The following is a 3,946-nucleotide window of genomic DNA, read 5'->3' on the forward strand; positions in this document are numbered from 1 at the left end:
CGGCGCCGGTCAGCCCGTAGCGCTCGGCGAGCACATGGGACTGCCGGGCGAGGCCGGGATGCCCGACCGCGACCGGCTTGGGCGCCCCGGTGGAGCCGGAGGTGAACAGGACGTAGGCGAGGGCGCCGGGCGCGGGATGGGCCGGGACGAAGTCCGCGCCGCCGGCCTCGGCCCCGGTGGTCGCGGCCCAGAACAGCTCGGTGCCGACCCGGAGTTGGAGGTCGGCCGCAGCCGCGTGGTCAGCGGCGACCAGATAGCGGGTGCCGGCGGCGGCCAGCAGGGTGCGCAGCCGCTCGTCGGGCGTCGCCGGGTCGGCGAGCAGCAGCGCGGCACCGCAGTACCAGATGCCCAGCACGGCGACCGCCCAGTCGGCGCCCCGGCCCACGCCGACCAGCACCGTGTCCTCGGGACCCGCACCGGCGGCGGCCAGCTCGCGGGCCACCGTGCGGGCCCGCTGGTCGAGTTGACGGTACGTCAGCTCGCCCTCGGGCCCGAGTACCGCCGTGGCGTCGGGGGTCGCCGCCGCCTGCCGGGCGATGAGCAGCGGTACGGGGAGCTCGGTGGCGGTGGTGGTCATACGGGATCTCCTGGTCGGTACGGCCGGACCGGTGCGCTTGGCGGACACGGCCGGACCGGTGCACATCGAGGACACGGCCGGATGCGAGGTCGGTCCGCCCAAGGCGGCCGCCGGCGGCGTGGGGCTCACGCGCCGTTCCTCGCGCGGGCCCGCAGGGCCGGGCGGGCCGGTGCCGGGCGGGCCGAGGCGAGACGGGCGGCGATGCCCGCCGGGGTGGGCGTCTCGAACAGATCGCGGATGGTCAGCTCGGCGCCGAGTTCGGTGCGCAGCCGGCCGGTCAGCCGGGTGGCGAGCAGCGAATGCCCGCCATGGGCGAAGAAGTCGTCGTCCGGGCCCGCCTCGGACAGCCCGAGGACCGCCGCGAACAGGTCGCACACCTTCTGCTCGCCGGGGCCCGAGGGCGCCCGCCCGGCGGAGCGGGTGAGGCTCGCCGGATCCGGCAGCGCCTTGCGGTCCACCTTGCCGTTCGTGGTGAGCGGCAGCGCGGGCAGCGGCAGCAGCAGCGAGGGGACCATGTAGTTCGGCAGCGTCTGGGAGAGCGCCGCGCGGATCTCGTCGGGGGTGGCGGTGCCGGTGACGTAGCCGATCAGCCGCTGCTGTCCGGCGCCGTCGCGGTCCACGGCCACGACCGCGTCGCCGACCCCGGGCGCGGCACGCAACGCCATCTCCACCTCGCCCAGTTCGATGCGGTTGCCGCGGATCTTGACCTGGTGGTCCTGGCGGCCGAGGAAGTCCAGCTGGCCGTCGGCGCGCAGCCGGGCCAGGTCGCCGGTGCGGTACATCCGGGCGCCGGGCTCGGTGGCGAAGGGGTCGGGGACGTAGCGTTCGCTGCTGCGCCGCGGATCGTTCAGATAGCCGGGTCCGACGCCGGTCCCGGCGATGAACAACTCCCCGGGCACACCGGGCGGTACGGGCGCGAGGGACGGGTCGAGGATGTACAGCCGGTTGTTGCGCAGCGGCCGGCCGACGGGCAGCCTGCCCTGTTCCAGCTGGGCCTGGACATCCCGGGTGATCAGGGCGTGGGTGTTGTCGTCCGAGCACTCGGTGAGGCCGTAGGCGTTGACGAGCGCCGCGTCCGGGTGCCGGTCGTACCAGCGCTCGCACAGCTCGGGCGGCAGCACCTCGCCGTTGACGATGAACCAGCGCAGCGAAGGGAGTTCGGGCGCCGGTGTGCCGGCGTCCCACAGGTCGAGGGCGGCGCGGACGAAGGAGGGCACGGTCTCCATCACGGTGACCTCGTGCTCGGCGACGGCGGCGAAGAGCACCGCCGGGTCGCGGGCGACATCACGGGTGACCAGGTGCACCCGGCCGCCGGTGATCAGCGGCGCGAGCATCTGCCACACCGAGATGTCGAAGGTGAGCGGCGCGTTCATCACCACCCGGTCACCGGGGGTGAGTTGCAGGTCGTCCAGCTTGGCGAGCAGATGGTTGTTCATGCCACGCCGGTGCACCATGGCGCCCTTGGGGCGGCCGGTGGAGCCGGAGGTGAAGCAGACGTAGGCGAGCGCGTCGCGGCCACCGGCGGTCGGCGGCGGCACGGGGGCCGACTGCGGTCCCGCGTCGTCGTGACGGTCGTCGAGGAACAGCAGGCGTACGGCGGGCACCGCGGCGGCGATCTCCTCTGCGCGGACCCGTTGTTCGGGGGCGGCGAGCAGCCAGCTCACGCCTCCGGAGGCGAGCAGGTCAGCGGTGCGGACCACCGGGCCCTCGGGGTCGAGCGGCACATAGGCGGCGCCTGCGCCGAGGATGCCGAGCAGGGCGACCGGCACCCGGGCGGTCGGCTCACTGAGCACCGCGACCAGATCGCCCTCGCCCGCCCCCTCGGCGCGCAGCCGCAGCGCGAGCGCGTCGGCGCGGGCGACCAGCTCGGCGTACGTGTGCGCCCGGCCGGTGTCGTCGGTGACCGCCACGGCGTCCGGACGCAGCTCGGCCTGACGCCGTACCCGGTCGGTGACCTCGGCGAAGTCCTCCTCGCGGGCGGTGTCGTTGAAGGACACCAGGACGCGGTGGCGCTCGGCCGGGGACAGCAGGTCGACGGAGCCGGCCGGACGGTCCGGGTCGTCGGCGACGGCCGCAAGGAGCCGGACCAGGCGGTCCAGCAGGGCCTGGGCGTCCTCGGTGTCGAAGACGTCCGGCCGGTGGTCGATCTGGAGGCGCAGCCGCTCGCCGGGGATGGCGGTCAGGGAGAGCGGGTAGTGCGCCGCGTCGTGCGGGTCGACCCCGGTGACACGGAGGTCGCCCGTGGACAGCGCGGACAGCGCGGCGAGCCCCTCGGCGTCCGCCTGGTAGTTCTGGAACGCGACACAGGAGTCGAACAACTCGCCCGCGTCGGCGGTGCGTTGGATCTCGGTGAGGCCGAGGTGATGGTGCTCGATCAGGCTCGCCTGCTCGTCCTGGAGACGGGTGAACAGACCCATCAGGGACTCGGCGGGGTCGATACGGACGCGCACCGGGACGGTGTTGAGGCACAGCCCGACGATGTCGGCGACGCCCGGCAGTTCGGGGGAGCGGCCGCTGACGACCGCGCCGAAGACCACGTCGTACGAGCGCAGCCGGTTGCCGAGCAGCAGCGCCCACGCGCCCTGGAGCAGGGTGCCCGGAGTGATCCGGTGGGCCCGGGCGAGCCCGGTGAGCCGCTCGGTCAGGGACTGCGGCAGCACGGTCTCGACCCGGTGCGGTAGCAGCCCCGAGGGGGCCGCGGAGACCGGCGCGGTACGGGTGCCACCGGAGAGTCCGGCCAGCGCGCGGCCCCAGGCGTCCCGGGCCGCGCCGGTGTCGCGGGTGCCGAGCCAGCGCAGGAACGACGCGTACGGCGTGACCGGAGGCAGCGCGGCTTTGTCCGGCCCGGCGTCGTGGAGGGCCAGCAGCTCGCGCACCAGGACGGGCCACGACCAGCCGTCCAGCAGGATGTGATGGTACGTCAGCAGCAGGCGGTGGCTGAGCGGGCCGGTGCGTACGAGGGTGAAGCGCAGCAGCGGCGGACGGGCCAGGTCGAAGCGGCGGGACCGGTCCTCGGCCAGCAGCGTCTCGACGGCGGCCGCCTGCTCCGCCTCGCCGAGTCCGCTGAGGTCCGTATCGGCCCACGGCACCTGGACGTCACGCCGTACGACCTGCGCGGGCTCGCCGGAGGCGCGGCGCAGGAAGCCGGCGCGCAGATTGGCGTGGCGGCGCAGCACCGCGTCGGCGGCGGCCCGCAACCGCTCGGCGTCGAGGGGCCCGGTCAGGTCCAGGAGCAACTGGGCGACGTAGACGTCGGTTTCGTCCTCGTCGTACAGCGCGTGGAAGAGGATGCCCTCCTGGAGCGGGGAGAGGGGCAGCACGTCCTCGACGCGGGAGGCGGCGGGGGCGGCGGGACCCTGTCTCGTATAC

At 74.7% G+C, this 3,946-nt stretch carries 2 protein-coding genes; both read right to left on the reverse strand.

The genetic code is table 11. From position 1 onward, the window contains the following. Positions 1-577 (reverse strand): AMP-binding protein (locus CCN72_RS17215; RefSeq protein WP_158101362.1); only part of this gene is annotated, 577 nt, incomplete at its 3' end. A 125-nt stretch (positions 578-702) separates the two neighbouring features. After that, on the reverse strand, positions 703-3,946 hold a 3,244-nt coding region (locus tag CCN72_RS17220), incomplete at its 5' end, for a non-ribosomal peptide synthetase (protein ID WP_143664118.1).

It is taken from the genome of Streptomyces murinus (assembly GCF_002154555.1).
Lineage (GTDB): Bacteria > Actinomycetota > Actinomycetes > Streptomycetales > Streptomycetaceae > Streptomyces > Streptomyces murinus.